General features: G+C 71.4%; 23 protein-coding genes and 2 riboswitches. Of the genes, 10 read left to right on the top strand and 13 right to left on the bottom strand.

The genetic code is table 11. The annotated features are described in order from the left end of the window. Positions 1 to 207 precede the first annotated feature (207 nt). Positions 208 to 1422, top strand: coding sequence for a D-mannonate dehydratase ManD (gene manD / locus SH922_RS01330; protein WP_393053581.1), 1215 nt, complete (start codon positions 208 to 210; stop codon positions 1420 to 1422). Positions 1423 to 1462: 40 nt separating this feature from the next. Here manD and SH922_RS01325 read toward each other — a convergent pair whose 3' ends face one another. Together SH922_RS01325 and SH922_RS01320 are read right to left on the bottom strand one after the other, a co-directional pair. Further along, positions 1463 to 3256: an ABC transporter ATP-binding protein gene (locus tag SH922_RS01325; RefSeq protein ID WP_393053578.1), complete on the bottom strand. Its 1794-nt coding sequence runs from the start codon at positions 3254 to 3256 to the stop codon at positions 1463 to 1465. Positions 3257 to 3351: 95 nt separating this feature from the next. Further along, positions 3352 to 4581 carry a benzoate/H(+) symporter BenE family transporter gene (locus SH922_RS01320; protein WP_393053575.1) on the bottom strand — a complete coding sequence of 410 codons (1230 nt, stop codon included), beginning with the start codon at positions 4579 to 4581 and terminating at the stop codon, positions 3352 to 3354. 176 nt (positions 4582 to 4757) lie between these two features. Between SH922_RS01320 and SH922_RS01315 the strand changes: the two genes are divergently transcribed. After that, positions 4758 to 5348 (top strand): helix-turn-helix domain-containing protein, encoded by a 591-nt coding sequence (locus SH922_RS01315; protein WP_393053573.1) that lies wholly within the window; start codon positions 4758 to 4760, stop codon positions 5346 to 5348. Positions 5349 to 5358: 10 nt separating this feature from the next. Here the strand turns inward: SH922_RS01315 and SH922_RS01310 are convergent, their stop codons facing one another. The 7 genes from SH922_RS01310 to SH922_RS01280 form a co-directional block, all read right to left on the bottom strand. Then, positions 5359 to 6144 carry a cell envelope biogenesis protein OmpA gene (locus SH922_RS01310; RefSeq protein ID WP_393053570.1) on the bottom strand — a complete coding sequence of 262 codons (786 nt, stop codon included), beginning with the start codon at positions 6142 to 6144 and terminating at the stop codon, positions 5359 to 5361. 183 nt (positions 6145 to 6327) lie between these two features. Continuing rightward, positions 6328 to 6378, bottom strand: coding sequence for a putative leader peptide (locus tag SH922_RS01305; RefSeq protein ID WP_393063431.1), 51 nt, complete (start codon positions 6376 to 6378; stop codon positions 6328 to 6330). Between the two features lie 52 nt (positions 6379 to 6430). Further along, positions 6431 to 6575: riboswitch (SAM riboswitch) on the bottom strand. A gap of 124 nt (positions 6576 to 6699) precedes the next feature. Then, positions 6700 to 6813, top strand: a riboswitch (SAM riboswitch). 59 nt (positions 6814 to 6872) lie between these two features. Beyond that, a complete protein-coding gene (locus SH922_RS01300) occupies positions 6873 to 7463 on the bottom strand; it encodes an N-acetylmuramoyl-L-alanine amidase (RefSeq protein ID WP_393053567.1) in 591 nt (196 codons plus the stop codon). 46 nt (positions 7464 to 7509) lie between these two features. Then, complete coding sequence (locus SH922_RS01295; protein ID WP_393053564.1) at positions 7510 to 8985, bottom strand: APC family permease; 1476 nt, start codon at positions 8983 to 8985, stop codon at positions 7510 to 7512. A 208-nt stretch (positions 8986 to 9193) separates the two neighbouring features. Next, entirely contained in the window at positions 9194 to 10543 is a 1350-nt protein-coding gene (locus SH922_RS01290) for an esterase-like activity of phytase family protein (protein ID WP_393053561.1), read from the bottom strand. 144 nt (positions 10544 to 10687) lie between these two features. Further along, positions 10688 to 12049, bottom strand: a complete 1362-nt coding sequence (locus SH922_RS01285; RefSeq protein WP_393053558.1) for an SWF or SNF family helicase — start codon at positions 12047 to 12049, stop codon at positions 10688 to 10690. Beyond that, a complete protein-coding gene (locus SH922_RS01280) occupies positions 12046 to 14952 on the bottom strand; it encodes an SNF2-related protein (protein WP_393053555.1) in 2907 nt (968 codons plus the stop codon). Before SH922_RS01280 ends, SH922_RS01285 begins: the two co-directional genes overlap by 4 nt. A 256-nt stretch (positions 14953 to 15208) precedes the next feature. Between SH922_RS01280 and SH922_RS01275 the strand changes: the two genes are divergently transcribed. The 3 genes from SH922_RS01275 to SH922_RS01265 all read left to right on the top strand — a co-directional run bounded on the left by SH922_RS01275 (position 15209) and on the right by SH922_RS01265 (position 17103). After that, a complete protein-coding gene (locus tag SH922_RS01275) occupies positions 15209 to 16261 on the top strand; it encodes a fatty acid desaturase family protein (protein ID WP_393053552.1) in 1053 nt (350 codons plus the stop codon). Between the two features lie 95 nt (positions 16262 to 16356). Then, positions 16357 to 16539 (top strand): hypothetical protein, encoded by a 183-nt coding sequence (locus SH922_RS01270; RefSeq protein WP_136325839.1) that lies wholly within the window; start codon positions 16357 to 16359, stop codon positions 16537 to 16539. Between the two features lie 21 nt (positions 16540 to 16560). Next, complete coding sequence (locus SH922_RS01265; protein ID WP_393053549.1) at positions 16561 to 17103, top strand: MOSC domain-containing protein; 543 nt, start codon at positions 16561 to 16563, stop codon at positions 17101 to 17103. Between the two features lie 81 nt (positions 17104 to 17184). Here the strand turns inward: SH922_RS01265 and SH922_RS01260 are convergent, their stop codons facing one another. Then, a complete protein-coding gene (locus SH922_RS01260; RefSeq protein WP_393053547.1) occupies positions 17185 to 18216 on the bottom strand; it encodes a hypothetical protein in 1032 nt (343 codons plus the stop codon). Positions 18217 to 18312: 96 nt separating this feature from the next. Further along, positions 18313 to 18621, bottom strand: coding sequence for a hypothetical protein (locus SH922_RS01255; protein WP_393053545.1), 309 nt, complete (start codon positions 18619 to 18621; stop codon positions 18313 to 18315). Between the two features lie 159 nt (positions 18622 to 18780). On the opposite strand from SH922_RS01255, the gene SH922_RS01250 reads away from it, so the two are divergent. After that, positions 18781 to 19680 (top strand): oxygenase MpaB family protein, encoded by a 900-nt coding sequence (locus SH922_RS01250; RefSeq protein WP_393053543.1) that lies wholly within the window; start codon positions 18781 to 18783, stop codon positions 19678 to 19680. Positions 19681 to 19727: 47 nt separating this feature from the next. Here SH922_RS01250 and SH922_RS01245 read toward each other — a convergent pair whose 3' ends face one another. Then, on the bottom strand, positions 19728 to 20327 hold the full coding sequence (locus SH922_RS01245; RefSeq protein ID WP_393053540.1) for a class I SAM-dependent methyltransferase: 600 nt from the start codon (positions 20325 to 20327) through the stop codon (positions 19728 to 19730). Positions 20328 to 20486: 159 nt separating this feature from the next. On the opposite strand from SH922_RS01245, the gene SH922_RS01240 reads away from it, so the two are divergent. The 4 genes from SH922_RS01240 to SH922_RS01225 are packed head-to-tail and all read left to right on the top strand — an operon-like array spanning position 20487 to position 24872. Next, complete coding sequence (locus SH922_RS01240) at positions 20487 to 21359, top strand: MHYT domain-containing protein (RefSeq protein WP_393053537.1); 873 nt, start codon at positions 20487 to 20489, stop codon at positions 21357 to 21359. Positions 21360 to 21418: 59 nt separating this feature from the next. After that, positions 21419 to 23995, top strand: coding sequence for a nitrate- and nitrite sensing domain-containing protein (locus tag SH922_RS01235; protein ID WP_393053534.1), 2577 nt, complete (start codon positions 21419 to 21421; stop codon positions 23993 to 23995). After that, positions 23992 to 24429 (top strand): roadblock/LC7 domain-containing protein, encoded by a 438-nt coding sequence (locus SH922_RS01230; RefSeq protein WP_362547068.1) that lies wholly within the window; start codon positions 23992 to 23994, stop codon positions 24427 to 24429. Before SH922_RS01235 ends, SH922_RS01230 begins: the two co-directional genes overlap by 4 nt. Before the next feature lie 17 nt (positions 24430 to 24446). After that, a complete protein-coding gene (locus tag SH922_RS01225; RefSeq protein ID WP_393053531.1) occupies positions 24447 to 24872 on the top strand; it encodes a DUF742 domain-containing protein in 426 nt (141 codons plus the stop codon). A gap of 29 nt (positions 24873 to 24901) precedes the next feature. Here the strand turns inward: SH922_RS01225 and SH922_RS01220 are convergent, their stop codons facing one another. Then, entirely contained in the window at positions 24902 to 25411 is a 510-nt protein-coding gene (locus tag SH922_RS01220; protein WP_393053528.1) for a MarR family winged helix-turn-helix transcriptional regulator, read from the bottom strand. Between the last annotated feature and the right edge of the window lie 37 nt (positions 25412 to 25448).

Raw genomic sequence — 25448 nt, 5'->3', positions numbered from 1 at the left:
ACGTGTACGGACCTCCGGTGCAGCTGCCGACCGGTGTGAGCTCATGTCCCGGCGCTCCGGTGTCCGCCCGTCCCGGAGTTGACCACGCGGGCCGTTCCGCAGGGACCCGCTCGGTACCCCCACAGCGCAGGCGTGGCCAGGTTCCCTGGGCACGTCGGTGCACACAACCCCCTGGCGTTCTGCCCGTTCCCTCCCGAAAGAGAGTCCATGGAGATCACCGACGCGAAGGTCGTCGTCACCAGCCCGGGACGCAACTTCGTCACCCTGAGACTGACGACCGACGAAGGCATCACCGGGCTCGGCGACGCCACGCTCAACGGACGGGAGCTGGCCGTCGTCAGCTACCTCGCCGACCATGTGGTGCCCCTGCTCATCGGACTCGACCCGCACAGGATCGAGGACACCTGGCAGTACCTCTACCGCGGCGCCTACTGGCGGCGCGGGCCGGTGACCATGGCTGCGATCGCCGCCGTGGACGTGGCGCTGTGGGACATCAAGGCGAAGGCCGCCGGCCTGCCGCTCTACCAGCTGCTGGGCGGCGCCGGCCGGGAGCGCATCGGCACCTACGGCCACGCCAACGGCCGCGACATCCCCGAACTCCTCGACTCCGTACGGGCCAGGCTGGCCGAGGGCTATCCAGCCGTCCGGATCCAGACGGGCATCCCCGGACTCAAGGCCGTGTACGGCGTGCACAGCCAGGACGACGACGGCACGACGGTTGCCCACCAGCAGGCACGCCCCCTGGTGGAGGACTGGGACACGGACGCCTACCTGCGTCACACGCCGGCCGTGTTCGAGGCGGTACGTGCGGAGTTCGGCGCCGAGCTGCCGTTGCTCCACGACGCCCACCACCGGCTCACCCCCATCCAGGCGGCTCGGCTCGGCAGGGACCTGGAGCCGTTCCGGCCGTTCTGGCTGGAGGACTGCACTCCGGCCGAGAACCAGGAGGCGCTGCGTCTGGTCCGCCGCCACACCACCACGCCCCTGGCCGTCGGCGAGGTCTTCAACACCGTGTACGACTACCAGGCGCTGATCACCGAGCAGCTGATCGACTACGCACGTTCGGCTGTCACCCACTTCGGCGGGGTCACGCCGCTGCGCAAGCTCTTCGACTTCGCCGCTCAGTACCAGGTGAAGAGCGCCGTCCACGGGCCGGAGGACATCTCGCCGGTCGGGATGGCCGCGGCCGTCCACCTCGATCTCGCCGTTCACAACTTCGGCATCCAGGAGTACTCGGGCCACAGCCCTCTCACCGAGGAGGTGTTCCGGCACGCGTACACCTTCACCGACGGGTACCTGCACCCGGGCGAGGCGCCGGGTATCGGTGTGGAGCTGGACGAGGAGGCGGCGGCCGCGCATCCGTACGTGCAGGCCTATCTTCCGGTCAACCGCCTGCGGGACGGCAGCGTCCACGACTGGTGATCCGCGTGGCGCCGCCGTCCGGCGGCGCCACGCCAGGCCGCTACGGGTAGGCGGGCTGAAGGCCCGCGTACACCCCTTCCCGGCCGATCAGTTCGTCGTGCGTCCCCACCTCGGCGATCCGGCCGCCCTTCATCGCCACGATGCGGTCGGCGCCCTGGATCGTGGAGAGCCGGTGGGCGACGACGAAGACCGTACGGCCGTGCACGAGCCGGGAGAGGGCTTCCTGCACGAGGGCCTCGGAGCGGTTGTCCAGCGCGGAGGTGGCCTCGTCGAGCACCAGCACCCTGGGGTCGCGGATCAGCGCCCGCGCGATGGCGAGTCGCTGCTTCTGGCCGCCCGAGAGCCGCGCTCCCCGCTCGCCGACGACCGTGTCGAGGCCGAGCGGCAGGTCCTTGACGAACTCCAGCGCGTTGGCGTCCGCCAGCGCCTGTATCAGCGTGGCTTCGTCGGTGTCTCCCATTCCGTACGTCACGTTGTCGCGGATGCTGCCCTCGAAGAGGATCGACTCCTGCGGCACCACGGACAGGAACCGCCGGTAGCTGCGCAGATCGAGGCCCGCCATGTCGGTCCCGTCGAGCATGATGCGGCCCGAGGTGGGCCGGATGAATCCGATGAGGAGGTTCAGCACGGTCGACTTGCCCGCGCCCGACGCGCCGACCAGCGCGATCGTCTCGCCCGGCCGTGCCGAGAGGGTGAACCCGTCGACGGCGGGGGCCGCGTCGTCGTAGGCGAAGCCGACGTCCTCGAAGTCGATCCGGCCGGTGACGCGGTCGACCTGTGCCTTGCCGGCGTTGTGTTCGAGGTCGGGTGCCTGGAGTACCTCACCTGCCGAACGCACCGACTCCAGGCCCTTGGTGAGGATGGGAGCCAGCCCCAGCAGCGTGGTGACGGAACCCGTCAGGACGGTGAAGAAGGCGCTGAGCATGACGACGTCGCCGGGGGTGATGGGCATCCAGCCGTGGTAGGCGACCAGGGCGGACCCGGTCAGGCACAGCACGCCCAGCGTGTTGAGGATGACCCAGGCCAGCGAGCCGAAGCGGCCGTTGATCACGTCCAGGCGCAGACCGGCCGCGAAGACCTGGCGCAGCGAACCGTCGACCCGCCCGAGCGCGGTGCGCTCCAGCCCGTGGGCGCGGGTGATGGGGATGAGCGTGGTCATCTCGCCGACGCGGGAGGAGAGCTGTTCGACCTCGCGCCGGAAGGACTCGTTGTGACTGCGCAGTCGGGCGCGCAGCTTCATCACGAGGAAGCCCGCCGCGGGCACCACGATCAGGAAGACGGGAAGGAAGGCGGGCACGCGCACGCCGATGACCACGAGACCGCCGACCAGCGTCACGACGGCGCCCAGTCCCATGTCGGCGCTCTGCTGCATCATCTGCTCCACCGACTCCACGTCGCGGACCACCTTGGCCTGCAGGACACTCGAACTGATCCGTGAGTGATAGCCGATGGACAACTGCTGCATCCGGCGGCAGAGCGCAGAGCGAAGGGTCGTGCCCATGCGCCGGATGCTGCCGCCGAGGCAGCGTACGTACCACTGGTGGAGCGGGTAGTTGATCACGAGGATGAACAACAGGACGCCGGTGGACTTCCAGAGCCTGGATTCCGGGCCGTGCTGGACGACCACGTCCAGGACCGTGGCGGTGATCAGGGGCAGCAGCCAGATGGGGCTGTGCTTCACGACGAAGAAGACGACCGCGAGGGCCAGCCGCCCACGGTCTGGCCGGAAGAGGTGGCCGAGGGTGCGGAACGGGTTCTCGCCGCGGTAGCGGTGGTCGAGGTGGTCGAAGGGCGCCAGGGGTTCGGCGGAGGGTTGGGAAACCGCTTTCTGCATGGTGGCCATCCCACCCCGCTCGCGCTCTCCGCGGCAACCCCGTCCCACGGACGGGGCACGAGGGCCCCGGAATCCGCCGTGGGACCCGGCGGGCCTCAGCGGACGCGGACTTCGTCCGGCCGGGGGTCGGGCGCGGGCTCCTTGCGGCGCGGGCGGCCCGCCGAGGCGATCACGCCGGTGACCAGGCCGGCCAGCAGGCCCCAGAACGCGGAGCCGATCCCCAGCAGCGTCACGCCGGAGGCGGTGGCGAGGAACGTCACCACGGCCGCCTCCCTGGACGCCTTGTCGGCCAGTGCCGTGGACAGGGAGGCCTCGATGGTGGCGAGCAGGCCGATCCCGGCGATCGTCAGGACGAGTTCCTGCGGCATCGCGGTGAGGAGCGAGGCGACGGTGGCGCCGAGAAGGCCGACACAGAGGTAGAAGACGCCCGCCCACACGGCGGCAAGGAAGCGTCTGTCGCGGTCGGGGTGTGCTTCCTCGCCCGTGCAGATGGCGGCCGTGATCGCGGCCAGGTTGAGGCCGAACGCCCCGAAGGGTGCCAGGACGGCATTGGCCGCCCCGGTCCACGTCATCAGGGGCGAGACCGGCACGTCGTAGCCGGCACCGCGGATCACGGCGACGCCGGGCAGGTTCTGCGAGGCCATCGTGACGACGAAGAGGGGCGCACCGACGCTGACGAGGACCTTCCAGTCGAACTCCGGCGCGGTGAAGGCGGGGGTGGCCAGGGCGAGCCGGACCTTGCCCAGCTGCCAGCCGCCGGTGAACACGGTGGCCACCACGCCTGCGGCGAGCGCCAGCAGCACCGCGTACCGGGGCAGCAGGCGCCGGCCCAGCAGGTAGATCACGAACATGGGGAACGCGACCGCGAATCCGCCGTCCATCGTGCTGAACAGCCCTGTGCCGAACCGCAGCAGCACCCCGGCGAGAAGTGCGGCCGCCAGCGGCACCGGGATCCGGCCCATGAGACGGCTGAACCAGCCCGTCACACCGCTCACAAGGATGAGCAGGGCCGAGAAGACGAACGCCCCGACCGCCTGAGCCATCGACACACCGCTCAGGCCGGTCGTGAGCAACGCGGCTCCCGGCGTCGACCAGGCGGTCACGACGGGCGCCCGGTAACGCAGCGACAGCCCGATGCAGGTGCAGGCCAGTCCGACGCCGAGCGCCAGCATCCAGGAGGAGATCTCGCGTGAGTCCGCCCCCGCCGCCTGCGCGGCCGTGAAGACCAGCGCCGCCGAACTGGTGACCCCGACCATGACGGCGATCAGTCCGGCGACCACGGCCGAGGGCGGCGCGGCCGAGCGTATGCGGGTGATCGTGAACATGAGTGAGTCACTTTCCTGTGCTGTGCCCGACCGGGTGCGGTGCCGGCCTGCGCCGATGGCCGGCGGCTGACCCGGCGCGCCGCGGTGTGTTCCGTATACGGAACGTTCTGTATGTGGAACACTAGAGAGGCGGGCCGACGCCCGTCAACCAGGACAGCGGAGCGGGTGCACGGCCGATGGGGCTGAACGAGGACGTGGGGCGCAGGCTGCGAGCGCTGCGGCGCGAGCGGGACCTGTCGCTGTCGGAGCTGTCCAGGCGCTCCCGCGTGGGCAAGGGCACGCTCTCGGAGCTGGAGAGCGGCACGCGCAACCCCACCCTGGAGACGTTGTACGCCCTCACCACCGCACTCGGCCTGCCGCTCAGCGCCGTACTGAGCGACCTGCGCCCGAGAGGCGGCTCCGGCCCGGCACTTCCCGGGGTCTCGGGAAGTGCCGTCACCGCCGTTCTTCTGGAGCGGTACGAGGACGGGTCCGCGGTCACCGACGTGTTCCGCATCAGCATCACGGCGGGTGCCGTACAGGAGTCGCAAGGGCACGTCCCGGGTACGCAGGAGAGCCTGATGGTCCTGACCGGCACCGCCGTTGTCGGCCCGCCGGACGGCATCAGCACGGCCGGCCCCGGCGCCTGCGCGCACTGGCGGGCCGACGTGCCCCACGTCTACAGCGCGCCCGACGGGGATGTGCAGGGCATCCTCTTCGTCCGCTATCCCTCGGCGGGGGAGCCTGCCGGTGGAGCCGGTCGGACAACCGCGCGCGACGACGGCTGAGCGCCGGGGCTCACGCCGCGTCGGACGCCACGTCGTTCGCGGACGGGAAGGCGGGGTGGTCGCCGAGGCGGCGGACGAAGTCCTGGAGCAGGGGGTACGGGCGCAGGAAGTTGGCGCCGGGCTGGACGAGCGCCACCCACAGGTCCACATCGGCGGCCGTCAGCTCCGTACCCAGCGCATAGGGATGCAAGGAGAGCCGGCGCTCCATCAGGTCGAGCGCCGCCGAGCGCTCCGAGGGCGTTGCGGACGGAGTGACCTTCCGGTCGAGCAGCTCACGCAGGGCTTCGATGTCCGCGGCGAGCTCCGGCGGGTGCAGTGCGGAGGGGCAGGCCTCGTTGTGCCCGGACAGCAGACCCGCCAGGTCGCGGAGAATGTCGGGCGTGTGGTTGCTGACGATGCGGCCACTCCAGCGGTCGCACAGGGCGGGAGCCGTCAGCGGTCCGTCGTAGTGGTGCACCGTTGCCTCGTACGCACTGCGCAGCGAGGCGAAGGCCTCGGGTGTCCCGGACGGGTGGGTCAGGAGCGTGGTGGCGACCGAGTCCTGCAGACCGAGGAGGCCGAGAGTGATGGAGATGCGCTGCGAGCGCGGACAACTCGCCGACAGGAACAGCTCGTAGCGGTGCGGCGCCGGATAGAAGCCGCCGGCGAGACCGACGCCGATCCGGCTGTCGAAGCGGGGGGACGGAACACCCGAAGGAGAGCGGAGGCCTGCGGCGCGTGAAGCGGAGGCGGAGGAAACGGGGCCGCACTGCGGCGAGTTGTCTGTACTGGAACCGCGCGATGCTGTCTCGGGCATGACTCTCCCTATGGGGATCCCTGGGGGAACGACGAAGCCACCGCCGCCATGGTGGCACCGGCGGCCGGATACGGAGCGACTGCGCTTGCGTACCGGTCCGGACCGAGGGGACCCGTCCGGCCCGGTGCGAGCGCACCGGGACGAGGAGTCCGGCCGATCGGACGGGGACGGGTCCGATGCGGACTAGTAAGCGCTGGAGACGCGCAGGAGATCGATGTGCAGGCGCCTCGTCAAGCCGTTCCTGGGCAATTCCCACCGGTCCTGCCATTGGGGCTCGCGAGACGCGAGACCGCGCTTGTCCTGTTGCTCCAACAGGACCCGGTCGTCACCCGGGGCACCCCATCGCGGTGGAAGGGTTGCCTGTCAGCGGGCCGGGGCCGATGACCGCACAGGCGGGAGATCCCGCACGGGCAGCGCTGACAATCGTGACCGTCCACGTCAGTTTCGGTGCGTCCGGTGGCGCCGTCAAGAAGGCGGGACGAGCCGTCTCGCCTGGTGGTCACCGGCGTTGGCAGCCATTTCGCTGCGGCCCGCACCTCCGGCGCAGACCGGAACGGTCACGAGTGCCGGCGGATCTGCCCTGGCTTGCCGGCCGGCGACCCTCGCACGCAGCGGGGCGCCCCAGGTGACGACCGGACCGGACGACGCCCCGACCGGCGAACGGGTGAGCCCGCCGGCCCGGACGCGGGACGCCCGGGACCCGGAGATCCCGCCGGCCCGTGCGCGGCTCAGCCCGCGCCCAGGAGGTTGACCATACGGATGTAGCGGACCCAGTCCCAGTGGGGTCCCGGGTCCGTGTGGTCCGTACCCGGGACCTGTACGTGGCCGAGGATGTGCGCGCGGTCCTTGGGGATGCCGTAGCGGTCGCACACCGAGGCGGTCAGCAGCGCCGACTTCTCGTACATGGCGTTGGTGAAGTAGGAGGGCTGGTCCACATAGCCCTCGTGCTCGATGCCGATGCTACGGGTGTTGTAGTCCCAGTTCCCCGCGTGCCAGGCGATGTTCTTCTCCCGCACACACTGGTCGATGTACCCGTCGGCGGAGCGCACCACATAGTGCGCGGACACCTGCTTCGCCGGATTCTGGAAGATCGCCACGGCGTCCGAGAACGTCTCCTGGGTGACATGGATGATCACGTACTGCACCGGATAAGCCGAAGGCCGCGTCGAGACGGTGTAGTTGGACGTCGAGGCCGGTACCCAGTGGGCCGCCGGGTAGTCCGTTTCGCCGGCCGTCGCCGCAGCGGCGCGGACGGAGGCGGGAAGCAGTGCCCCCGCGGCCGTCGCCGCGGCGCCCTGAAGGATCCTTCTGCGGTCCATGCGTACTCCTGGGTGGTGGGGGAGAGTAACAGGTGGGGATGATCGGTCAGTTGTCCGGTTCAGGTGCCCGGGCCGGCGGGTCCTCGTCCAGGTGGATTCTGCCCATCTGGGCCACCCGTTCCGGATGTCTGCGCAGTAGTACCGCCAGGACGATGATCCCGAGCACCATCCAGATGCCGACGACGGGACCCGCACAGGAGACGGGGGCGCTGAGTTCGGAGACGAAGTCGAACGCCGGGATCCCTGCGGCCGTCAGCAGGGCAGGCGCGAACGCCGCGATGCCCAGCACCGGGAACAGGAGGTGCAGCACCGGATTGAACGCGTCCCGGCGCCGCCGCAGGAAATAGCCGGCGCAGGCCAGGTTCACGATGATGTACACCCCGATGATCACCGTGACGATCACGGTGGCCAGCAGGACGAAGGCGGTCACGGGGTCGTAGGCGAATCCGAGCCCGAGCGCCGCGCCGGCCGCGATCACGAACTGCACGGCGACCCCGGTGACGGGGGAGCGCCGACGGGGGTGGAGCTGTGCAAATGCCCGGGGAAACACCCCGGTGCGGCCGAGCGCGAACGCCGTACGGGTGGACACGTTCGCGCACGCATTCGCGTTGGCCACGGTCGAGTTGACGACAGCGAGGAAGAGCAGTACCCAGAACAGGCCGAACGACGCACGGGCCACGCCCTCCCATGACGCCGCCCCCGAGGCGCCGAAGCCTGCGAACCGGTCGGGCCCGAAGTACACGGACATCGCGTACGTGGTGAGGACGTACACCAGGCCTATGGAGAGCGCGGCGCCCAGCACCGCTCGCCTCATGGTGCGACGCGGGTTCTTCGTCTCCTCGGCGAGGGGGGCCGCTGCCTCGAATCCGGCGAAGGCCAGCACGGTGTAGACGGAACCGGCGAAGATGCCGCTGATCCCGTCGAAGCCCTCGGCGGTGTGCGACGGGCCGAACACCGACAGGGTGTTGTCCGAGCCGGCCTGCCCGATCAGCAGGATGGCGAAGGCCACGAACACCAGCACTTCGAAGATGCCGAGGACGGTGCCGAAACGGGCGGAGGCCCGGACGCCGAGGAAGCCGGCCAGCGCGATGACGACCGCGCCCAGGAGCGACCACGGCCACCAGAGGTCCGCCGGGTAGGAAGCCCACTCCTGATGCAGGGTGCCCGCTGTCGTGAAGCCGAGCTGGAGCAGCAACAGCGACGGCACCAGAGCCTCGACGAACACATAGCCCCAACCGACGAGAAAGCCCACCGTCGGATGCAGCCCCTGCGCCGAGTACGTGGCGACCGATCCTGCGGCCGGCAGGTGACGGGCCAGCTCCGCCACGCACGAGGCGGTGAACAGACAGGCCACCAGTGCCACGAGTACCGACAGCGGCAGACTTCCTCCCGCGAACGCGGCTCCCGCGGGTATGGACGCGGCAATGGCAGCTGCCGGCGCCATCGCCGTGATGCTCTGGAACAGGACCTCGCGCAGCCCTACGGCATTGCGCAGGAGTCCGGTACCCGATTCCCCCGACATCCCGTGACTCCCTCTTGTCCGATGACCGGAATGTGATGTCCGATGTACGGCCGAGCAGCGTGCGCGCACCACCGTACGGGCGTCACGCGGGTGGCGGAAGACGGCGGCAGCCCGAAATCGGTCTGCAGCAGCGGGAGTTGGCGGTGGCATGGGTGCCGTGCCCGGGCCGCCGGACGGTGAGGTCCGGTGGCCCTGGAGCTTCGGCCCGTCAGCGGGTCAGCGGGCGCGGCAGTTTCAGCAGCGTCACGGATGTCTCGATGCCGGAGTCGACCAGCCGGCCGTCCGCGTCGAAGGCGCCCGTCCCGTCGGTCATCCCGAAGTCGTTGTCGTTGATCAGGGCGAGCGTGTCCCGGCCCGTCACTGCCACGCCCTCGATCTTCCCGGGCACGCCCTCGACCGTGCCCAGGTCGACGACGAGACTCTTGCGCAGGACCGGGACCCCCGAGGCCGCCGGGTCCGCCAGTTCCTCGTACGAGGGCGAAGCGGCCGGGGCGTCCCAGCGGGAACCCAGGATGCCGGCGCCGCGGGGGAGCGTGATGCGGTGCAGGCGCGCCGCCCGGTCCGTGCGCTCCTCGATCAGGAGGTCGTTGCCGCCGATCGCGACGACCGAGGAGACCTTCAGCTCGGACGTGTCGTCCTCACCCGGATCCACGACACCCACCGCGTCGAAGCGGTAGGCGTACTCCGCCGTGACCGCGCGCTTCTTCGTGGAGAAGCGCAACAGCCGCACATTGCGCGAGGCCTCGCCCGCGTCCTGGTCGGGCAGTGAGAGCGGGCTCTGGACGGCGAGCACCAGATCGCCGCCCGGCAGCAGCGCCAGGCCCTCGAAACCGCGGTTGATCTTCCGGTGGAGCAGGACGCCCGGCAGGGACTCCACGACGGGGTAGTCCGCGCCCTTGAGGTTCAGGCCCTCAGGGACGTAACGGGCCAGTACCCGGCCGTGTTCGGAGACGTGCACCAGCGACGGACCGTACTCGTCGACCAGCCAGAACGAGCCGTCCGCGCTGCGGACGATGCCTTCCGTGTCCAGACCGTTCGGGTTGTACGCGAGAGGCGTCTTCGCGTCGTAGGCGTACGGGGCCTCGTCCCGGCCCGCCTGGTTCGACAGACCGCTGACGGGGGCGCCGGAACGCGTGGTCAGCGGGATGGCGCGCAGCACCTCGACGCGCTCGCCGCGCACCCGTACCTTGACGATCGCCGGGTCGAAGCCGGGGACGGGGAAGGTGCGCCGCTTGGTGCCGTCGACCTTGATCTGGCCGTTCGGGCCGCGGTCCGTGACGGTCCAGAACTCGCCCTCGCGGCCGGCCGGGTAGATGTCGCTGCCGATGCCGCCGAGCATCACGCCGCGGTCGTCACCGACGGTCCCCGGCAGCAGCCCGTTGCTGAAGCCGGCCAGAGGGACGTCCCCGAGCACGGCGCTCGCGGTGACCCGTGCGGTGCCCGCGCGGCGGTGGTGCCGGTCCTGCGCGCCGGTTGCGGTGCCTGCGACACACACGGTGCCGAGCAGAGCGAGCGGCAGCCCGACGGCAAGGGATCGACGGACGACACGCGCGGACATGGGGCCTCCTGAGGACATAAGGATCTGACGGCCGTCACGTTCCGCCGCGCTCCTCAACGACCGGTGACATCGAGTTGAACTCCGGGGCAGAACGCGGCGGCGGGCAGGGGTGATGTGCCCCTGCCCGCCGCCGGTGAGCCGTCGTCAGCTGTCGGCGGGGGTCGTAGCGTCCGCCCAGGCCGCCGTCGGATCCTCGTCACAAGGCCCCACCGGAGTCCACCGGCCGCCCTCCTTGCGGTACGGATACCAGCGCCCGTCCCGCCCGTACCGCAGCTGAACCGTGCCGTCCGCCGAAGTCCAGCGGTTGCGCTCGGCGCGCAGCCGGGGGGCCTCGTCCTCCTCCCAGGCTCCGGCGAGCCGCGCTCTGGCGCGGGCGAGGGCGTCGGCGTCAGGCGCCCACTCCTCGTCGAGGACGGCGAGCGCGGCCGTGCCGCCGTACTGCCAGGCGCGCACCGCGGCCGGCAGGCCGGCGCGCTGACGGCCCGATCCGGTCGCCAGCCGGTTCGCGATCCACGGTTCGGGGTGCGCCTCGGCTGCCAGCCGTACCGCGTCCTGCTCGGGTGTCAGCCCGGCCGGGACAGGCTGCTGTCCGTGACCGGGTGACAGCGCCTCCGCCAGCATCCGGTGAGCGCGCGCTGCGCTGTCCGTTGCCAGCATCTCCAGGGCAGTCGGGTCCACGCCCGGTTCGGGGTCGGTCTCCGTGTCCAGGGAGGGGGCCGGTCCCGGTTCGCCGGGGAGCACCGGGACCGGTGGCAGTGGCGGGAGGCCGCCGGCCGCCGCGTAGGCCTCTGCCGCCACCACCCCGCGCACGGCGGCCTGGTCCTCCGCCTCCTCGGCGGGCTCATCCGCGGTGTCAGACGGCCCGTGGCCCGCCGCCCTGGCGGCGATCCGCACCTGGAGCTCGTCCAGCAGCCGCCGCTCCCCGCGGCCCCGCATCAGCAGCAGGACGAACGGATCCTGGTCCAGCAGCCGCGCCACCTGATAGCAGAGCGCGGCGGTGTGCGGGCAGTGATCCCACGCCTCGCAGGTGCACTCCGGGTCGAGGTCGCCGATTCCCGGCAGCAGATCCACCCCGGCCGCCGCCGCGTCCTCGACCAGATGCGGCGGCATCTCCCGGTCGAGCAGCGCGGCGATGTGCCCGGCCCGGTCGACGGCCATGTCCAGGAAGCGGTCCCATTCCCCGTCGGTCAGCTCCTGGAGCAGTACGTCGCTGCGGTAGCCGCTGTCGTCCCGGTCGCGGACCACGGCGGTGATCCGCCCCGGCCGCACGGACACCGCACCGACCCGGCCCTCACGGGCGAACCGGCGGCCCTTCTTGAGCTGTTGTCCGTCCAGCGCGGTGTCCTCCAACGCCTTCAGCCACGCCCGGCCCCACCAGGACTCCGCGAAGCCGTGTCCCTGGGAGGGAGGCAGCGCGGCGAAAGTGCGCTCCTGCCCGGGCGCCGTGTCGTCCCCGTCCCCGTCGTACCGGTCGCCGAACGCGTCCGACTCGTATCCGTCGCTCATCGTGTGCCCCCTCGCAGCTCCACCAGATCGGCCAGCTCCGCGTCGCTGAGCTCGGTCAGGGCGCTCTCGCCCGAACCGAGCACCGCATCCGCAAGCCCCTGCTTGCGGACGAGCATCTCCGCGATCCGGTCCTCGATCGTGCCCTCGGCGATCAGCCGGTGGACCTGTACCGGCTGGGTCTGCCCGATGCGGTACGCACGGTCCGTGGCCTGCGCCTCGACGGCCGGGTTCCACCAGCGGTCGAAGTGCACCACATGGCCCGCCCGGGTGAGATTGAGCCCCGTTCCTGCGGCCTTGAGCGACAGCAGGAAGACCGGCGCCCCGCCCGACTGGAACCTGCTGACCATCGCCTCACGCTGGGCCACAGGCGTCCCTCCGTGCAGGAACTGGGTGCCGATCCCGCGCGCCGCCAGATGCCGTTCGAGCAGCCGGGCCATCTGCACGTACTGGGTGAAGACGAGGACGCCCGCGCCCTCCGCGAGAATCGTGTCCAGCAGCTCGTCGAGCAGTTCCACCTTGCCCGAACGGTCCGCGACCTGCGGGTCCTCCTCCTTGAGGTACTGCGCGGGATGGTTGCAGATCTGCTTGAGCGCCGTCAGCAGCTTCACCACCAGGCCGCGCCGGGCCATCCCGTCGGCTTCGGAGATGGCCGCCAGAGTCTCCCGCACCACGGCCTCGTACAGCCCCGCCTGTTCGGCCGTCAGCGACACCGCGCGGTCCGTCTCCGTCTTGGGCGGGAGCTCCGGGGCGATGCCCGGATCGGACTTGCGCCGGCGCAGCAGGAAGGGGCGCACCAGAGCGCCGAGGCGCTCGGCCGCCGCCGGGTCGCCGCCGCCCTCCACCGCTCGCGCGTACCGGGTGCGGAAGGTGCCGAGCCTGCCGAGCAGGCCGGGGGTCGTCCAGTCGAGGATGGCCCACAGCTCGGAGAGGTTGTTCTCCACGGGCGTGCCGGTGAGTGCGACCCGTGCCTGCGCCCCGATCGTGCGCAGCTGCCTGGCCGTTGCCGAGTACGGATTCTTCACGTGCTGTGCCTCGTCGGCGACGACCATGCCCCACCGCACGGTCGCGAGCCGGGGCGCGTCCAGCCGCATCGTGCCGTACGTGGTGAGGACGAACTCGCCTTCCGCCAGGTCCTCCAGGCTGCGCGATGCGCCGTGGAAGCGGCGGACCGGGGTGCCCGGGGCGAACTTCTCGATCTCCCGCTGCCAGTTGCCCATCAGCGAGGTCGGGCAGACCACCAGGGTGGGCCCGGCGGCCCCTGCGAGGGTCTGGCGGTGGAGATGCAGAGCGATCAGCGTGATGGTCTTGCCGAGCCCCATGTCGTCGGCGAGACAGCCGCCGAGCCCGAGCGAGGTCATCGTGTGCAGCCAGTTCAGGCCCCGGAGCTGGTAGTCCCGCAACGTCGCGGTGAGTGCGGCCGGCTGACCGACCGCAGGCTCGTCGCCCTGCCGGGACTCCGGGTCGGCGACCCGCTGCCGCAGACGCTCCAGCCAGCCCGTCGCCCGGACGTCGACCCGGTGGCCGTCGACCTCCGTGGAACCCGTCAGCACGGCGCCCAGCGCGTCGATGGGGGTGACCTTGCGGTCCTGCGTCTGCCGGGCGCGACGCGCCTCTTCGGGATCGATCAGCACCCACTGGTCGCGCAGCCGCACCAGCGGTCGCCCCGCCTCGGCGAGCCGGTCGAGCTCGGTGCGGCTGAGCTGCTGGTCACCGAGGGCGAACGACCAGTTGAACGTCAGCAGGGAGTCGGCCGACAGCAGGGGCACGGTGTCCGACGCGTTGCGCGCGGGGTCCCGGCTGCCGTCCGGCTCGCCTCCGCCGTCCCCCTGGTCCGGGGGGCCGACCACCGCGCGCGCAGTCAGCTTGCGCGCCAGTTCCCGCGGCCAGTGCACCTGAACACCGGTGGCGGCGAGGGCCCGTGAGGCGGGTCCGAGGAGTTCGGCGATCTCCTCGTCGGCCGGCTCCACGGCATCCGGCACGGCCGCCGACAGGAGTGGCGTCAGGGGCGGCCAGGCGCGGGCGGCCCGGCGCAGCATGAGAAGGGTGTCCATCCGGGCCCGCGGCCCGAGGGCCGCTGCTGCCGGTCCCGAGCCGGCCCAGATCTCGGCGGCGTCGGCGACCAGCGTCGGATCGCTCACGCCGTGGATCTGCGGAACGACGCGGAAGGACGGGCCGGACGACTGCCCCGCGGGCGCCTCTTCGGTCCGCTCGAGGCCCGACACCTCCACGCGCAGCGAGAGCCGGACGCCCGCGTCGTGTCCCGCGGCGACGTCGGTGACCCAGGCGCGCTGAACCGGCAGGTGCTGCGGCGTGTCCGCGGTGAACGCCGGGACGCCCGCGGCGATCGGGGCACCGGGTGTGCGCGGCAGCCCGTCCGCGACCGCGTCGAGGAACTCCCGTACCAGCCACTCCGGATCGGGCAGCAGGAGGGGCTGCGCCAATGCGTCGACCGGCACCGCGTGGGCGGTCGGCGGCATGGACGCGGCAAGGGTGCGGATCCGCGTCCGGTCGTCCGCCGTGAGCGGGCCGGCCCGCCACGCGTCGTGATCCGTGGCGCTCAGCCCCGGCAGCAGGAGTCCTCGCGCGGCGAACTGCAGGGCCAGCAGCCCCGCCGCGCCCCAGAACAGGGCCGCGGCGGAGGCGTGCGCCGCGGTCCGGGCACGTGTGAGCACCGGGAGCGCGTCCCGCACCGGGAGGATCCGGGCCGGTACCCCGCAGGGCAGGGCATCGGCGCCGGCGACGGTGAGTTCCTCGACGCTTCCCGGGGCGTCGGGGGGACTGCTGCCGTCCGGATACCAGAAGGCGACCCGTCCCGTCCTGGAGGGATCCGAGGGAAGGAAGGCCACGGAACAGCCGGCGAGCGCGGAGATCTCGGAGAGCGATGCTGCGGGGAGGCGGTGCACAGCGATGTCAGAGTCCTCAAATTTGACTAGTGGGCCAAGGTCGCCGAGGGTACTCCATTGCGGTCGGTGACGGGAGCGTCGAGTGCGTGATTCAAATCACTTGTAAATATCCCTTATGTCTGCCCGGTGGTGCCAGCACCCCCTCGGAATGAGGGGGTTGGCACCAGGAAACCGCGGGTGGTGGCTCCATGGCTGCTATACATCTGCGACCCGTACGTTTCATCAGGTCAGCGCACCTAGTAAGACCGGAGACATCATGCCTCAGGCCGCAACCACCGTCGCGGAACGAACCCGCGACAGTGCCGGAAGTGCCGGAAGTACAGGAAGTGACTTCGCGCCACTGCTGCGGGCCGTCAAGGGGCAAGGACTCCTCGAACGGCGCACCGGCTGGTACGCGGCAGGCATTGCCGTCAATCTGCTCGCACTGGGAGCGGTGGTCACCGCAGTGGTCCTTCTCGGGAACACCTGGTGGACCCTGCTGCTCACACTGCCCCTGGCCATCATCTGGTCCCGTACCGCGTTCGTCGGACACGACGCCGGCCATGCCCAGATAACCGGTGACCGGCGGGCGAGCCGGACCATCGGCCTGTTCCACGCCAACCTTCTGCTCGGCATGAACGAGGCGTGGTGGAACGACAAGCACGTACGTCACCACGCCAACCCGAACCACATCGACAAGGACCCGGACGTCGGCGTCGGCGCTCTCGTCTGGACCCAGAAGCAGGCGGCGCAGCGCGAGGGCTTCGCCCGCTGGCTCACCCGTAACCAGGCCCGGCTGTTCTTCCCGATGCTGCTCCTCGAAGGCATCGCCCTGAAGATCTCCGGCTTCCAGTACCTGCGACAGCAGCCCGTCAGGGAGCGGGCCCTGTCCGCCCTGCTCCTGGTCGCCCACCTCGGCCTCTACGCCACGCTGCTGCTCACCGTCATGTCCCCCGGAAAGGCCGTCGTCTTCGCACTCGTGCACCATGCGCTCTTCGGCCTCCACCTGGGCATGGCCTTCGCCCCGAACCACAAGGGCATGGAGATGCCCGATCCGGACGGGGACCGCTGGGGACACCTGCAGCGGCAGGTGCTCACCTCGCGCAACGTGCGGGGAGCCGTCCTCACCGACTGGTTCCTCGGTGGGCTGAACTACCAGATCGAACACCACCTCTTCCCGAGCATGCCGCGACCGCATCTGCGGCTGGCCCAGCCCCTGGTCAAGGCCCACTGCGAGGCTCTCGGCATGCCGTACGCCGAGACCGGACTCATCGAGTCCTACCGGCAGGCCCTGGAGCACATGCACGAGGTCGGCGCGCCTCTGAGGTGACCGGCGCGGACGCACCCGCGGCGGCTGGAACCGATGGGCGCCCACAGGCGTTCTCACAACAGGAGCGGCCCATGGCCGCGAAGGAGGCGTGGACGATGTCGAACAGCGCAAAGATCGCCATCGGGGGAGTTGTCGTCGCGGTCGTCCTGATGCCGTTCATCGGGTTCTGGCTGTCACTGCTGGTGCTCATCGGAGTTCCCGCGATCGCTTACCTGGCCTTGGATCCGAGCCAGCGGCGCAGGCTCCGTAGGATCACGCGTAAGGAAATAGGCCGCTGAGACTGAGAGGGGACCTGCGCAGTGAGCGGGAGAGTCACCGTCGTGAGCAGCAATGAGGAGTACAGCTTCACCAAGCCGAACCGGGACAGCGTGACGCTGTTGACCGGGCTGGGCGTGGAGGGAGACGTACACGCGGGGGTGACGGTAAGGCATCGCTCCAGGGTCGCGCAGGATCCCACCCAGCCGAATCTGCGGCAGGTCCATCTCATCCAGGAAGAGCTGTTCGACGAGCTGCGTGAGGCGGGCTTCGACGTCACCCCCGGTGATCTCGGGGAGAACGTCACCACCAGGGGTGTCGATCTGCTGGCGCTCCCCGTAGGCACCCGGCTGCACCTCGGTGACGAGGCCGTCGTCGAGGTCACCGGGCTGCGCAACCCGTGCCTCCAGATCGATAACTTCCAGGACGGGCTGCTCAAGCAGGTCGTCGGCCGGGACGAGGCGGGCAACATCGTCCGCAAGGCCGGGATCATGAGCGTGGTCGCCGTGGGCGGCCTGGTCCGGCCCGGGGACCCGGTCAAGGTCGAGCTCCCCGCGGAGCCCCACCGGCCGCTGGAGCGGGTCTGACAGCCTGACGCCTGACGTGCCGGAGCCCCGGGATCGGATGATCCCGGGGCTCCCGCACGCGCTGGTCGGCCGCCGCCGAGGTCAGGACGGCCGAACGGCCATCGCGTCCAGGGCCTTGAGCAGTTTGGGGAGCTCAGTCCCTCGCCCCACGGTCAGGATCTCCCCCGGCACCTCGTCGAGCAGCAGGAAGGCGATGTCGTCGGTCCTGGCGACCATGGACCAGCCGGGGCCGTCGGCCCGGATCATCCGGGCGTCGCCGGGGGCGAAGGAGGAGCGGACTCGGCCAGGGGGCGGCGGGGTGTCGACATAGGCGTGCGCGTCGGCCAGAGCCCGCCGTACGCCGGGATGCGTTACGGAGCGGGGGATGCCGTCGTCCGCGGGCCGCGGGGGCACTGCTCCGGTCTCCGACTCCTCCGTGGCCCCGGCCGTCTGTTCGGAAGCGGAGCCGGAGCCCGTCTCCTCCGAACCGGAACCCGTCCCGGAAGCAGAGCCCGTGCCCGCATCGGCAGCGGTCTCGGCGCCGGTGTCCGTGTCCGTGTCCGTGTCCGAGCCGTCCGCATCCTCGCCATCCGCCGGCGGGAAGGCCGTCTCGTCGTCGATCTGTTCCCGCCAGACCGCCCACTGGAGCGCGATCGCGTCCGCGCCCAGCCGGCGCTGGGCGGGCCCCCACGCATCGGTGTCGGGCGGGGACAGCGGTGGCAGGTCCTCTCCGTCCGCATCCGGGTCAGGCGCAGGATCGTGCGGGGCGGCCACTCCGGGAGCGGCGACCGCCACGGCGAGCGGCCAGCCGGGAAGCGCACAGACCACCGAGCGGTCGTCCGGCGACAGGTCGTACTCCATCCCGCAGTCCCAGGACGCTATCGCCACGGCCACCAGGGACACGTCGTCGACGACCACGGTCCACCGGGCCCCGTCGGAGTCCTGGCCCAGGACCAGGCCGTATCCCTCGGCGTACGGCTCCAGGCCCAGGGCCGTACAGGCTGCCGGGTAGTCGTCGCCGAGGACGCTCGGGAACTGCGCAGGGGTCAGCAGGACCGCAGTCAGCACATACAGTGCGTCGTCGTCGGCGACTGTGTTGTCCGTCCCGGCCACTGCACCCTCCTCTTCCGTCATGCTTGTCGTCGGCGCACCTTAACCAGTGGGTAACCCGCTCGTCGAGGCCCTGACAAGGCCGGACACAGGCTTGCGCAGCGAACCGGACGCCCCCGCTCAGCCGTCCGCGAGGCCGAGCAGCGTACGGGCCACCGTCTCCGGCGACTCGTCGCGCTCACGGGCGAGCGCTATGACGGCCCGGCAGGCCAGTTCCCCGACGCCGAACGAGAGTGCCTCCGGCGACACCCAGCCGCTCGCCTCGTCCATCCGGTCCTGGTCGTCCTCCACCGATGCCGCGACAAACGTGGCGGCCGCCTCGAAGAGGTTGTGCTGCCGGCGCCCCGGCGCCCGTGTCGGCGCCGTGGACGGGCTGTCCTTGTGCCCGGGGGTCACGGCTCTGCGCAGGATGCCGAACATGCTGGCCATGGGGACCGCCTTTCGTCGGTGCGTGTGCGGGGCCGTGCGTCGCACACGCGTGAGGGGTGCGTGCCGTGCGTACGTGCCGTCCCTGTCCGGCGTACGTACTCACCGTCCTGCCCCCGCACGTAGGCTTGGACACTCGACCCGGACAAGGGGGATGGTGCGGTGAAGCGTTATGACCGGCTGAAGGACATCCAACGCCTCGATCCGGAGCGGGACTTCCTCGAGATCTACCGGATCACGGCGACGTACGAGTTCCCCTGGGACATCGCCCGCGCCCTCGAACTGGCCCTGTACCGCACCTATGCCGTCCCCAGCATCGGGCGGCTCCTGGCGGAGACAGCCGAGCTGACGGACCGTTCACAGAAGCGGTACGACGACACCGCGCTGCTCCTGGACGCGGTCGTCGAGCACGGATTCGACAGCGACCCGGGACGGACGGCCCTCCGCCGGATCAACCGGATGCACAACAGCTACGACATCAGCAACGACGACATGCGCTACGTGCTGTGCACCTTCGTCGTCACCCCGAAGCGGTGGCTCGACGCCTACGGCTGGCGCCGGCTGTCCGACCACGAACTGCGGGCGTGTGCCGCCTACTACCGGACCCTGGGCACCCACATGGGGATCAGGGACCTGCCGCAGACGTACGAGGACTTCGAGCGCACCCTCGACACCTACGAGGCCGCACAGTTCGGCTGGGACGCAGGGGCGCGCTCGGTGTCGGACGCGACCCTGGAGCTGATGGCCTCCTGGTATCCGCGTCCCCTCGCGCCGATCGTGCGCGGCGCGAGCCTCGCCCTTCTCGACGACTCGCTGCTGCGGGCCTTCCGTTACGCACAGCCGAGCGCCGCAGCCCGCTCACTCACCCGGGGCGCCCTGCGTCTGAGAGCTCGCGCGGTCCGGCTGCTGCCGCCGCGCACCAAGCCGCACTACGCCCGGCAGAACCCGGAGATCAGGGGATACCCGAACGGATACGAGGTGGCCGCGCTCGGCACGTTCCCCACACCAGGCGTCGGAGGCTGCCCGGTTCCGCACCGCCGCCCGGACACCCGGGCCCAGTGACCCGGCAGGCGAGCAGACCCGCCGCCTGAGCCGCCCGGGGCGGCCCGTCACCCGGTCCGTTCGGCCAGGCAGAGGAACCGGCTGTCCTCATCGACGTACGAGGTGAGGCGCCAGCCCGCACGGGCCAGCAGCGGGCCCAGGTTCGGCTCGGCCCGCAGATCGCCGTCCGTGATCTGCCGGCCGTGCCGCGCGGCCAGCGCCGCCCGGCCGATGGGGTGGAACAGCGCCAGCAGCCCGCCCGGCCGCACCACCCGGGCGAGTTCGGCCAGGCCGGGACCCGGCTGAGCCAGGTGCGAGATCAGCCCGGCCGCGAACACCGCGTCGAGCGTCCCCGACCGCAGCGGCAGCCGGGCGGCATCAGCCTGGACCAGCAGCCCGTTGCTGCCGCGCCCCGCGCGCGCCGCCGACTCCAGCATGGCCAGGGTCAGGTCGGCGCCCAGCACGGTACCCCGGGGCCCGACCGCCGCCCGCAGGGCCGGCATCGCCCGCCCCGTACCGCAACCCGCATCGAGCACGGCATCGCCGGGGCGGAGCCCCAGTGCGGTGACGGCGGCGGTGAAGGCCGGAGCGTCGTCGGGAAAACGTGCGTCCCAGTCCGCGGCACGAGCGGTGAAGAACTCCTGGACGTGTGTGTGGTCATCGGCCATACGGACATGATCGCGCAGCGCCCGCCCGAACGGAACGTCGTGAATCGACGCGCATGTTCGACCACGCTGCGATCGTTGGGGAACATCTCTCTGTCATATTTCGGCAGCTTTCGAATGTGCCCCAGGCGCGCGCCCCGGCGCGACTAGCGTCCCCGAGTCATGGGACACCTGGACCACGCCACCTTCGGCTGGCTGACACCTCTGCTGTCGTACGCGATGGCCTGCATCGGCGCCGCGCTCGGCCTGAGCTGCACCGTGCGCGCACTCGACACGACCGGGCGCTCGCGCCGCAACTGGCTCATCACGGCCGCGTCGGCCATCGGCTCGGGCATCTGGACCATGCACTTCGTCGCCATGCTCGGCTTCGGCGTGTACGGGACCGACATCCGGTACAACGTGCCGCTGACCTTCCTCAGCCTCCTCGGCGCCATGGTGGTGGTCGGCGGGGGCGTCTTCGCCGTCGGCTACAGCCGTGACCGGACCAGGGCGCTGCTGCTCGGGGGTTTCGCCACCGGGCTCGGCGTCGCCAGCATGCACTACCTCGGCATGGCGGCCCTCCGCCTGCACGGCACCATCCACTACGACCCGCTGCGGGTCGTCCTCTCCGTCGTCATCGCGGTCATCGCCGCGACGGCCGCTCTCTGGGCCGCGCTCAACATCAGATCGACCCGTGCCGTCGCCCTCGCCTCCCTCGTCATGGGAGCGGCGGTCAGCAGCATGCACTACACCGGAATGCTGGCCGTGACCGTGCAGGTGACTCCCTCGGGCGGCGCACTCCACGGGGCCACCGCGATGCAGTTCATCTTCCCCCTCGCGGTCGGGCTCGGCTCCTACCTCTTCCTCACCTCGGCGTTCGTGGCCCTCTCACCGACCGCACCGGAACGTGCGGCGTACGTCCACGCCGAGGGCGCGCAGGCACCCGCCGACGGGGCCGTCACGGTCGGCCGCGGTCCGGACCTCCGATCGCGGCGCGCCGCCCGCAGCTCCGATACGCCACCCGTCGGCACCGGTTCCCCCGCCGGCATCCGTTGACGAGCGGCCCGGCCCGCCGCACCGCCACCCACCCAGCTCCGACCCGGATCGAGGAGTCCATGCGCCCACCCCGCACGACCCCGGACCCCGGTGCCTCTGATGCCCGGCACGGCATCCCGTCGGTGCCGCCGGCCCGAGGCCGCCGCGCGCACGCAGGACCGCCGGCCGACGAAAGCGCCGAGCACGACGGTCTGCTGCCCGCGTACGGCATATCCGCCTCGCGCGGACGCCGGACGCTGCGCCCCAGGACCGTGCGCGCGAAGATCATCTCGCTGCTCATGCTGCCCGTCGTCTCCCTGCTGGCCCTATGGGGCTTCGCCACTGTGTCCACGGCCCAGGACGTGGCACGGCTGCGTCAGTTGCAACGCGTCGACGAAGAGGTAAGGGCTCCGGTGGCGGTGGCGGTCTCCGCGCTCCAGAACGAACGCAAGGCGGCCATGCTCCAGGCCGCCGAACCCAGCAGCGCACACGCCTCGGCCATGGACGAGCGCGCCGGGCGCACCGACACGGCCCTCGACGAGCTGCGGCTCGACGACGGTCACACCATCGCCGACACCGGCAACCTCCCCGGCGGAGTGGCCGGCCGGCTCGACCGCTTCCTCAGCCTCGCGCAGGACCTGCGGGCGGACAACGGGACCCGGAAGGGTGCCGGGTCCGACGAGGCCGCTGTGTACGACCGCTACACCTCGGCGGTCAGCGCCGCCTTCGCCGTCTCCGGAGCCCTCACCGGCATCCAGGACGACGCCCTCGGCTCCGACGCCCGCGTCCTGCTCGAACTCGCCCGCGCCGACGAGATGCTGGCCCGTGAGGACGCCCTGCTGGCCACCGCGGCACGCGTCGGCACCCTGAAGGACCGGTCGCTGCGGCTGTTCACCGGCGCGGTCGACACCCGGCGCAGCCTCACCGAGACGGCCGGCGTCGACCTGCCCGCCACCGAGCGCACCGCCTGGCGGGAGTTCACCGCCCGGCCCGCCTACCGCGGCATCCAGGCAGCCGAGGACAAGGTGCTCGCAGCGGCGCCCGGCCGTGAGGCCGCTCTGGCGGTGCCCGCCACCGACTGGCAGCGCGCCGCCGACGACGTCCGCGGCGAACTGCACAGCATCGGCACCGGTGCCGGTGAGCGTGCCGCCGACCGCGCGGACCCCCTCGCCCACGGACTGCTCAGCCCGTCCGGAGCCGCCGTGATCTTCGGCTGCGTCGCCGTCGCCGCGTCCCTGGTGATCTCCGTACGCATCGGGCGCGCGCTGGTCGTGGAACTCGTCAGCCTCCGCAACAGCGCCCTGGAGATCGCCCGGCGCAAACTGCCCCTCGCCATGCAACGGCTGCGCGCGGGCGAAGAGCTCGACATCCGGGCCGAGGCGCCGCCGGGCCTCGCCTCCCAGGACGAGATCGGCCAGGTCGGCGAGGCCCTCGGCACGGTCCACCGGGCCGCCCTCAGCGCCGCGGTCGAACGGGCCGAGCTCGCGGACGGGATCTCCGGCGTCTTCGTCAACCTCGCCCGGCGCAGCCAGGTGCTGGTCCACCGTCAGCTCAACCTCCTGGACAGCATGGAGCGTCGCGCCGACGACCCGGACGAGCTGAGCGATCTTTTCCGCCTCGACCACCTCACCACCCGGATGCGCAGGCACGCCGAGAGCCTGATCATCCTGTCCGGCGCGGCCCCCGGCAGGGCCTGGCGCATGCCCGTGTCCCTGACCAACGTCGTGCGCGCCGCCGTCTCCGAGATCGAGGACTACGCCCGGGTGGAGGTCAGCAGGCTGCCCGACGCCGCGGTGAAGGGCACGGCTGTCGCCGACCTCACCCACCTGCTCGCCGAACTGGTCGAGAACGCCGCACAGTTCTCACCCCCGCACACCAAGGTGCGCATCACCGGCGAACCCGTGGGCAACGGCTACGCACTGGAGATCGAGGACCGGGGCCTCGGCATGGGGGCCGAACTGCTCGGCGATGCCAACCGCCGCATCGAGCAGGCGGAGGCACTCGACCTGTTCGACAGCGACCGGCTCGGCCTGTTCGTCGTCAGCCGGCTCGCCGTACGGCACCGGATCAAGGTCCAGCTCCGCACCTCCCCGTACGGCGGCACGACGGCGGTGGTCCTGCTGCCGACGGCGCTGCTGCAGACCGCGCTGCCGCCGGCCGAGGAACAGCCGGCGCCGCAGAAGGCCTCCGTCGAGCGCCGGGACGCGTCCGAACGCACCTCGTTCGGACCAGGTCCCCGGGCCGTACGTCCCCAGAACACGGCCTTTCCCGCGCCCGTTCCGGTTCCGGCGCTGGAGTCCCGCACGGGCCCCGCCGCACAGGTCACCTCGCTGCGCCCCCGCCGGGCCGACGACAAGGACGAGACCCGGCCGGCACCCCGGCCGCCGGCCGGGGAACAGGACGACGACACCCTGCCCCGCCGGGTGCGGCAGGCCAGCCTCGTACCGCAACTGCGCGAAGAACCACGGCCCGAACCGCCGCGGGCCGACGGACCGGCCGAGGACACGGCCGCGCAACGCACCCCGGAGCAGGCCAGGGACCGTATGGCCGCCTACCGGGCCGGCTGGGTACGCGGCGGCGGAGCCGCTCCGGGGGCCCCGGCAGCAGTCCCGAGCACCACCGAACCCAGCCCGCTCAGCGAAGGAGATCCTGCATGATCGCGAACGAGAGGCCCGGGGTGCCCCGCCGATCCGGTGAACTCGACTGGCTGCTGGACGATCTGGTGACCCGCGTCGGCGAGGTCCGGCACGCGGTCGTGCTCTCCGGTGACGGGCTTGCGGTCGGCGCGTCCAGCGCGCTGAGCCGCGAGGACGCCGAGCACCTGGCCGCGGTCGCCTCCGGCTTCCACAGCCTCGCCAAGGGGGCGGGACGGCACTTCCGGGCGGGAGACGTGCGCCAGACGATGGTCGAGATGGACGACGGATTCCTGTTCGTCGCCGCCGCGGGGGAGGGGTCGTGCCTTGCCGTGCTCAGCACGGCGTTCGCCGACATCGGCCTGGTCGCCTACGAGATGGCCCGACTCGTCAAGCGGGTCGGGGAGCACCTGCGTACCCCGGCGCGCTTCGCCGAGCACCCGTCGGCAGCCGGCTGAAGGGGGCTGGGAGATCAGTGTCCAGCACCAGGGGCCCGGAGGCCCCCGACCCGTACGAGCTGCCGGGCAGCCAGTGGTACGACGCCGACGCGGGCCCGCTCGTCCGTCCGTACGCCATGACCGGTGGCCGGACCGAACCGGGTCCCGGTGGCGCGCGCTTCGATCTGATCGCGCTCGTCACCTTCGACGACACCGTGACCGGGAGCTCCGAGGACACACTGCTGGGGCCGGAGCACCGGACGCTGCTGACCCTCTGCCGGACCGAGACACAGTCGGTCGCCGAGCTCTCCGCCGACGCCGATCTGCCGGTCGGCGTGGTGCGCGTTCTGCTCGGAGACCTGCTCGAATCGGGGTACGTGACGGTCAGCCGCCCGGTGCCGCCTGCCCAGCTGCCCGATGAACGCATCCTCCGGGAGGTGATCAACGGCCTTCGCGCGCTCTGAGGGCGGCCGGTCCCCGGGCGGCCCTCTGCCTACGGCTGCCGCTTGCTGCCCCTCAGCTGCGTGAGCTCGTCGTTCATGGCCTCCAGGAAGCGGATGACGACGTGCAGTTCGTCCTCGTCGAACTGGCCACGGGCCGCATCGGTGCTTGCCGCCAGCGGCCTGAAGAAGTCGCGGGCGACCAGCTTGGCCGCGGCGGCGTAATGCAGACGCACCACCCTGCGGTCGCCGCCGTCCCTGACACGGTGGATGTGACCCGCACGCTCCAGCCGGTCCAGACACGCCGTCACCGCACCCGAGGTGAGGTCCAGCTGCTCGCGCAGCCGTCCGGGGGTCATGACCGAGCCCTCCTCGCCGTGATCGGCGTCCAAGATGGCGATGAGGGCCTGCACATCCGTCGGGTGGAGGCCCTGGTTCTGGGCGAACTCATGGGTGATGCGATTGAACTCGCCGTTCATACGGCGCAGCAGCACAGCGAACGACTGGAGCCCGGTGGGACCGTCGCTCATGTCTCTGTCCGGGCCTCTGTCTGCGGTGCGCATACCCCCAGAGTAATATCTCTCACTCATTGAGATAATC

Source organism: Streptomyces sp. LN549 (genome assembly GCF_043203805.1).
GTDB lineage: Bacteria > Actinomycetota > Actinomycetes > Streptomycetales > Streptomycetaceae > Streptomyces.
The sequence above is the reverse complement of the archived record's forward strand: the minus strand, read 5'-3'. Positions and strand labels throughout refer to the sequence as shown.

Coding starts and splice junctions, on each gene's coding strand:
- manD (WP_393053581.1), top strand. CDS start 208: ATGGAGATCACCGACGCGAAGGTCGTCGTCACCAGCCCGGGACGCAAC.
- SH922_RS01325 (WP_393053578.1), bottom strand. CDS start 3,256: ATGCAGAAAGCGGTTTCCCAACCCTCCGCCGAACCCCTGGCGCCCTTC.
- SH922_RS01320 (WP_393053575.1), bottom strand. CDS start 4,581: ATGTTCACGATCACCCGCATACGCTCGGCCGCGCCGCCCTCGGCCGTG.
- SH922_RS01315 (WP_393053573.1), top strand. CDS start 4,758: ATGGGGCTGAACGAGGACGTGGGGCGCAGGCTGCGAGCGCTGCGGCGC.
- SH922_RS01310 (WP_393053570.1), bottom strand. CDS start 6,144: ATGCCCGAGACAGCATCGCGCGGTTCCAGTACAGACAACTCGCCGCAG.
- SH922_RS01300 (WP_393053567.1), bottom strand. CDS start 7,463: ATGGACCGCAGAAGGATCCTTCAGGGCGCCGCGGCGACGGCCGCGGGG.
- SH922_RS01295 (WP_393053564.1), bottom strand. CDS start 8,985: ATGTCGGGGGAATCGGGTACCGGACTCCTGCGCAATGCCGTAGGGCTG.
- SH922_RS01290 (WP_393053561.1), bottom strand. CDS start 10,543: ATGTCCGCGCGTGTCGTCCGTCGATCCCTTGCCGTCGGGCTGCCGCTC.
- SH922_RS01285 (WP_393053558.1), bottom strand. CDS start 12,049: ATGAGCGACGGATACGAGTCGGACGCGTTCGGCGACCGGTACGACGGG.
- SH922_RS01275 (WP_393053552.1), top strand. CDS start 15,209: ATGCCTCAGGCCGCAACCACCGTCGCGGAACGAACCCGCGACAGTGCC.
- SH922_RS01270 (WP_136325839.1), top strand. CDS start 16,357: ATGTCGAACAGCGCAAAGATCGCCATCGGGGGAGTTGTCGTCGCGGTC.
- SH922_RS01260 (WP_393053547.1), bottom strand. CDS start 18,216: ATGACGGAAGAGGAGGGTGCAGTGGCCGGGACGGACAACACAGTCGCC.
- SH922_RS01255 (WP_393053545.1), bottom strand. CDS start 18,621: ATGGCCAGCATGTTCGGCATCCTGCGCAGAGCCGTGACCCCCGGGCAC.
- SH922_RS01245 (WP_393053540.1), bottom strand. CDS start 20,327: ATGGCCGATGACCACACACACGTCCAGGAGTTCTTCACCGCTCGTGCC.
- SH922_RS01240 (WP_393053537.1), top strand. CDS start 20,487: ATGGGACACCTGGACCACGCCACCTTCGGCTGGCTGACACCTCTGCTG.
- SH922_RS01235 (WP_393053534.1), top strand. CDS start 21,419: ATGCGCCCACCCCGCACGACCCCGGACCCCGGTGCCTCTGATGCCCGG.
- SH922_RS01230 (WP_362547068.1), top strand. CDS start 23,992: ATGATCGCGAACGAGAGGCCCGGGGTGCCCCGCCGATCCGGTGAACTC.
- SH922_RS01220 (WP_393053528.1), bottom strand. CDS start 25,411: ATGCGCACCGCAGACAGAGGCCCGGACAGAGACATGAGCGACGGTCCC.